6 protein-coding genes are annotated in these 6,200 nt (G+C 53.4%); 2 read left to right on the top strand and 4 right to left on the bottom strand.

The features are described from left to right. The coding region (locus ACE1BR_RS23090; protein ID WP_374874407.1) for a hypothetical protein at nucleotides 1-195 on the top strand (195 nt) is incomplete at its 5' end. Here the strand turns inward: ACE1BR_RS23090 and ACE1BR_RS23085 are convergent. The 4 genes from ACE1BR_RS23085 to ACE1BR_RS23070 all read right to left on the bottom strand — a co-directional run bounded on the left by ACE1BR_RS23085 (nucleotide 183) and on the right by ACE1BR_RS23070 (nucleotide 4,713). Next, nucleotides 183-2,114, bottom strand: coding sequence for a putative bifunctional diguanylate cyclase/phosphodiesterase (locus tag ACE1BR_RS23085; RefSeq protein ID WP_374874405.1), 1,932 nt, complete (start codon nucleotides 2,112-2,114; stop codon nucleotides 183-185). The genes ACE1BR_RS23090 and ACE1BR_RS23085 overlap by 13 nt on opposite strands. Nucleotides 2,115-2,135: 21 nt before the next feature. Continuing rightward, nucleotides 2,136-2,636 carry a molybdopterin-binding oxidoreductase gene (locus ACE1BR_RS23080; protein ID WP_374874403.1) on the bottom strand — a complete coding sequence of 167 codons (501 nt, stop codon included), beginning with the start codon at nucleotides 2,634-2,636 and terminating at the stop codon, nucleotides 2,136-2,138. A gap of 106 nt (nucleotides 2,637-2,742) precedes the next feature. Next, entirely contained in the window at nucleotides 2,743-4,377 is a 1,635-nt protein-coding gene (gene groL / locus ACE1BR_RS23075; RefSeq protein WP_182970412.1) for a chaperonin GroEL, read from the bottom strand. Between the two features lie 42 nt (nucleotides 4,378-4,419). Beyond that, on the bottom strand, nucleotides 4,420-4,713 hold the full coding sequence (locus ACE1BR_RS23070; protein ID WP_005340573.1) for a co-chaperone GroES: 294 nt from the start codon (nucleotides 4,711-4,713) through the stop codon (nucleotides 4,420-4,422). A 265-nt stretch (nucleotides 4,714-4,978) separates the two neighbouring features. Between ACE1BR_RS23070 and ACE1BR_RS23065 the strand changes: the two genes are divergently transcribed. After that, the coding region (locus tag ACE1BR_RS23065; RefSeq protein WP_374874409.1) for an MATE family efflux transporter at nucleotides 4,979-6,200 on the top strand (1,222 nt) is incomplete at its 3' end.

Genomic DNA, 6,200 nt, shown 5'->3' with positions numbered 1-6,200 from the left:
TTTGCGTTGCCGCTTGCCCTATCGATGGAGGCGCATTATAGGGAACAGATTCTTTCTGGCAAGGGTAAATTGCATGTTTTTTTGATAAAACTGCACAACCGTTCAAACAACAAACAATACGTGTGTAATTTGAACCAAATCACACATTCTGGAGGCGCATCACAACCTGGCACACTTCTGCTTCAACTCATGTAGGCTATTTCAGATTGTTGACGTTCCAACCAACGTTCTTCCATTTCAAGCAAGGTTTGATAAATCTTCTCCGCTTGCTCCGGCCGACTAAACAGATAGCCCTGCCCATAGAGATGAATGTCGGTAAGAGAACGTAATACATCAAGCTGCGCCTGAGTCTCAATCCCCTCACAAACCAAAACCTTACCGAGCATGGACCCCATCCGGCAGATATTGGCAACCAGCTCTGATGCCTCCATTGAGGTATCGATACCCTGAATAAAGGAACGGTCTATCTTCACTTTGCTGACCGGCAACTTCTGCAGATAGCTCAATGATGAGTAGCCTGTACCAAAGTCATCCAGTGCCAGCAGAACCCCTTGCTGGTTGAGATCCTGCATCAATTGCAGAGAGTTCTTAACTTCCCGCATAGTGGTATCTTCCGTGACTTCCAGTACCAGGCTACTGGCTGGCAGGTGATGTTCCATAAGTGCTTTTGCAACTAGCTTGAGCAAATTACGCTGGTACATGCCAGGTGAAATGTTCACGCACATCTGTAGATCGACCAAACCAAGCTGATGCCACTGGTACAGCTGTTCACAGGCTGTGTTCAAGACCCAGCTACCTACCCGCTCGGCAAGCTGGAACTCTTCTGCCACCATGATCACTTCGTTTGGAGGAATAAACCCAAGCTCCGGATGCCGCCAACGCAACAACGCCTCAACCGCTTCACATCGGCCATCCTCAAGATTCACAATCGGCTGGTAGTAAAGTTCCAGCGCATTGTGTTCCAGTGCCATGATCATGTCAGAGGCCAGATGCTTACGCCGTGCAGTCTCGTTAAGCAGGGAATTATCGTAAATCACATAGGGGACATGGGTTTTGCGGCTATGAAACAGCGCCTGTTCCGCACGACTCAGCAGCTCCTGAGTCTTATCACTGTCCATCGGATAGAATGCGATCCCGATACCGACCTCCAGCCGGAAGGGATAGTTGTCATAGACGATATCCTGCTTCAGCGCGTGTAGCAGTCGTGCTACCAGCTCCCTGACCTGACGCAAATCACTGCTACCACGCTGGATAATGGCAAATTGATCCCCACCAAGACGTCCGCTCCACTCCCCCTCTTCACACAGAGCCCTAATTCGTTTGGCAAATTCTTGCAGGAGATAATCCCCCGTGTCATAGCCAAACTTGCTATTGATATCCCTGAAGTCATTGACATCAACCAGTACCAAGCCAAACGGTGTCTCCTGATTGGCACACAGCTCCATTCTTTCCAGTAAGGCAACCCGATTGGACAATCCCGTCAAAGGATCTCGTCTTGCAGTCCTGAAATGACGACGACCTTCATATATAAGCAACGAACTGAGTAGCAACACCGAGATAACCAAACCCAATACCATCAGCAGTAAAGCATTGCGTAACTGGCCAAAATGGCGGTCGTTCTCGGAATAGATGTTGATGTTCTTCTGCATCACGGAAGCGAGGGAATAAGAGAGAGGCTCTTGCAGAGGTGCTAATCGCATCATGACCTGTTGGTAGTCAGAGTCACCCTTTTGAAGCTTGGTGATATCAGACTCGATATTGCGGATATTACTTTCAATCAATTGCACCAGGCGCAAGGTTTTTTGCTTATCCTGCATACTCTTGCGCAACTGGCCGCTCAGCAGGATCGGGGTCCTGCTCCAGAGGATGTCATACCGTAACATCAAGGCATCGTGATCTATTCCGCCATAGTGATAGACCTCAACGGCATTAAGAAATCGGCCTAACTCCAGTTGCAACTGCATAAGCGCCCAAGAGACATCATAGGTGTACTTCTCCATTGCCCTTGTCGCATTCTGGATCTGCAACAGACAATAGAGGGTACTCCCGGTAAACGACAGGATGGAAATATACAGAATGACGAGCAATGGCCAAGCTCTGGTCTTCCCTTTCACCCCATGCTCCTGTGTTGGCTATTAGTGTTGTATGTCTATTGAATCAAGCTGCCAAATCATCATATCGGTGTATTCGGAGCGCTTCAGCTCCGGATACTGATCGAGCGGCAACATAAACCAGATTGGCCCCTTGTCGCGAACCCGCATGACCACACCATTATCTTCCCACGCCAAAATGGGGTCATACTTCGCTACGTTGTCCCATTCGACACGGATCTGGAAACTGTTCAATGCAGTCAGTGTAATGGTTTTGCCGTCGGCCCCGACAGCAGTCAGCACATCTGCCAACTTTGGTCCTCTATATTTATGAGGTTTATCAACCCAGGGATTACCTGTCACTATCTCATGTTGCGGCAGAGCCTGAAGCTTGGCCAAGTCAAACATCACCTTGCCATTCACCTCATCTGCAGAATTGATGTTACCACTCACTTTCAAAATCACAGGCCCGGCAGGCGTCTCTGCGGCAACAAGCGGCATGATGGACAATGACAACAATAACGAAATCCAGCCAAAAGCTTTCATCTCTCCCCCCCAAAAAAATTTGCTGTCTTAACAGACTCAGTTTAGTCGGATATAAAAAAACGGCTCGCCTTGGGCGAGCCGTTTCTCAAACAGGCCGGGATGACGATTACATCATGCCCATACCACCCATACCACCCATATCAGGCATGGCAGGAGTATCTTTCTTCGGCAGTTCGGTGACCATGCACTCGGTAGTGATCATCAGGCCAGCGATGGAAGAGGCAAACTGCAGAGCAGAACGGGTCACCTTGGTCGGATCCAGGATACCCATGGCCAGCATATCGCCATACTGTTCGGTATAAGCGTTGTAACCGAAGTTGCCTTCACCGTTCTTCACTGCGTTGGCAATGACGGATGCTTCTTCACCGGCGTTGATCACGATCTGACGCAGCGGGGCTTCCATGGCGCGCAGGGCAACCTTGATACCCACGTTCTGGTCTTCGTTGTCACCACGCAGGCCAGTCAGCTTGGCAGCTACGCGCACCAGCGCCACACCACCACCGGCAACCACACCTTCTTCGACAGCGGCACGGGTAGCGTGCAGGGCATCTTCCACACGCGCTTTCTTCTCTTTCATCTCAACTTCGGTGGCAGCGCCAACCTTGATCACTGCAACACCGCCAGCCAGCTTGGCTACGCGCTCTTGCAGCTTCTCACGGTCGTAATCGGAAGAGGTATCTTCAATCTGCTGACGGATCTGGGCAACGCGGCCTTCGATCACGCTGGCATCGCCCACGCCGTCAATAATGGTGGTGTTCTCTTTGGTGATGACGATGCGCTTGGCACGACCCAGATCTTCCAGAGTCGCTTTTTCCAGCTCCATGCCAACTTCTTCGGAGATGACGGTACCGCCAGTCAGAACGGCGATATCCTGCAGCATAGCCTTGCGACGGTCACCGAAGCCCGGCGCCTTGACGGCAGCCACTTTCACGATGCCGCGCATGGTGTTGACCACCAGAGTAGCCAGCGCTTCGCCCTCTACGTCTTCGGCAACGATCAGCAGCGGCTTGCCAGCTTTGGCAACACCTTCCAGCACCGGCAGCATTTCGCGGATGTTGGAGACTTTCTTGTCAACCAGCAGGATGAACGGATCGTCCAGTTCAACAGAACCGGTCTCTTGCTTGTTGATGAAGTAGGGGGACAGGTAGCCACGGTCGAACTGCATACCTTCGACGACAGCCAGCTCGTCTTCCAGACCTTGGCCATCTTCAACAGTGATGACGCCATCGCGACCCACTTTGTCCATGGCTTCAGCAATCAGCTTGCCCACTTTCTCGTCGGAGTTGGCGGAGATGGTACCAACCTGAGCGATGGCATTGCTGTCAGCACACGGCTGGGACAGCGCCTGCAGCTCGGCAACGGCAGCCACAACGGCTTTGTCGATACCGCGCTTCAGGTCCATCGGGTTCATACCAGCGGCAACGGCTTTCAGACCTTCGTTGACGATCGCCTGAGCCAGAACAGTTGCAGTAGTGGTACCGTCACCCGCAGCGTCGTTCGCTTTGGAAGCAACTTCCTTGACCATCTGGGCGCCCATGTTCTGGAACTTGTCTTCCAGCTCAATTTCGCGCGCAACGGAAACACCATCTTTGGTGATGGTCGGGGCGCCGAAGGATTTATCCAGCACCACGTTGCGGCCTTTCGGGCCCAGAGTCACCTTGACGGCATCAGCCAGGATGTTTACGCCTTCCAGCATTTTGATGCGGGCTTCGTTACCAAACTTAACGTCTTTAGCTGCCATTTTGCTTCAATCCTTAAATCAATTCGGGAAAAGGAGGATGGATTACTCTTCGACAATCGCCAGGATGTCGGTTTCGGACAGGATCAGGACATCCTGACCATCCAGCTTCTCGGTTTTTACACCGTAGCCTTCGTTGAAGATAACCTTGTCACCAACCTTCACGGCCAGCGCTTTGACTTCGCCATTATCCAGGATGCGACCAGTCCCCACGGCAAGCACTTCACCACGGGTGGACTTCTGGGCCGCGGTACCAGTCAATACAATACCGCCAGCAGATTTGGCTTCAGCTTCGATGCGCTTGATGATGACGCGGTCGTGCAGTGGACGAATTTTCATCGATAACTCTCCCAAAATGAGTCTCATTGTTGCTTTGAGGAATGGCCGTTCCAGGCCAAATTAGATATGTCCCTGATGTGGGGCAAAGTTGCTAACCCTTCAAGGGCAAATACAAAAAAAATTTTTTCACGTACTATAAATACCTTCGATGGTTCGCCCGTGTCTGCGCCTTGGTGCAGAGCTGGCTGCCCCCACCCCGGGTTCATGGCAGAACCGTCAACACCAGATGTGATGCAGAGACGAATCATTGACCCGCGCTAACCCCATGCTGACAGCCCCCATTCCGGTCGTACTGCGCCAGATGACGGGCCCCATGATCTTCGGCATCATCGCCATTCTGGCCTTCAACCTGGTCGATACCTTTTTTATCGGCATGCTGGGCACCCAGGCGCTGGCCGCCATCAGCTTTACCTTTCCGGTCACCTTCGTGGTCACCTCGCTCGCCATGGGGTTGGGTGCCGGTCTCTCGGCGGTGATCGGTCATGCATTGGGGCAAGGAAAGCATGAAGAGGCAGCCCACCTCACTACCGACAGCCTGTTTCTGGCGGTGATCCTGGTCACCCTGCTTTCGGCAGGGGGCGCGCTCACCATCAAGCCGCTATTTACCTTGCTGGGTGCCAGTGCCGAGCTTATCTCCCTTATCCACGACTACATGCTGATCTGGTATCTGACCGTGCCCATGCTGGTGCTGCCCATGGTGGGCAATGCCGCCATCCGGGCGACCGGCGATACCAAAACCCCCAGTCTGGTGATGGCGGTGGCCGGGCTGGTCAACGGGGTGCTGGATCCGCTACTGATCTTCGGCATCGGCCCCTTCCCAGAGTGGGGGATCCGCGGGGCCGCTATCGCGACCTCTATCTCCTGGCTGATGGCCATGCAGGTCAGCCTCTATATCCTGCGTCATCGAGAGAGCTTGCTGCTGTGGCGCCTCTCGCCGCGAACACGGTTGCTTTACCATTGGCGAGCGCTGCTCCATGTTGCCATCCCCGCCTCTTTTACCAATATGCTCAATCCCCTGGCCAATGCGGTACTGATGACGATCTTTGCTGGTCTGGGCACAGAAGTGGTGGCAGCTTACGGCGCCGCATCGCGAGTCGAGGCACTGCTACTCATCGTGATGATGGCCCTTGCTTCCGTGCTGGCTCCCTTCATCTCGCAAAACTGCGGCGCTGGCAATCCGGCCCGGGCCAAGGCTGCACTGCAAAGCTGCATGGGTTTTGCGTTGCTGTTCCAACTCGCCATCTATGGCCTGACCTGGCTGCTGGCCCCGCTGATCGCCAATCTGTTCAGCGATCATCCGCAGGTCATTCGCCTCATCATTCTCTATCTGCATCTGGTGCCGATCGGTTATGGCTTTCAGGGGATGGTGATGCTGCTGGCCTCCGCGCTCAATGGCGTACGAGCATCCAGCATCTCGTTCTTGTTCAACGGATTGCGACTGTTTGGGTTTCTGTTGCCAGGGGCCTGGCTGGGGGCAAAGCTGGGGG

It is taken from the genome of Aeromonas sp. MdU4 (assembly GCF_041929505.1).
Classification (GTDB): domain Bacteria; phylum Pseudomonadota; class Gammaproteobacteria; order Enterobacterales; family Aeromonadaceae; genus Aeromonas.
Note: the sequence above shows the minus strand (reverse complement) of the source record. Positions and strands in the feature narration are given on the sequence as shown.

Coding starts and splice junctions, on each gene's coding strand:
- ACE1BR_RS23080 (WP_374874403.1), bottom strand. CDS start 2,636: ATGAAAGCTTTTGGCTGGATTTCGTTATTGTTGTCATTGTCCATCATG.
- groL (WP_182970412.1), bottom strand. CDS start 4,377: ATGGCAGCTAAAGACGTTAAGTTTGGTAACGAAGCCCGCATCAAAATG.
- ACE1BR_RS23070 (WP_005340573.1), bottom strand. CDS start 4,713: ATGAAAATTCGTCCACTGCACGACCGCGTCATCATCAAGCGCATCGAA.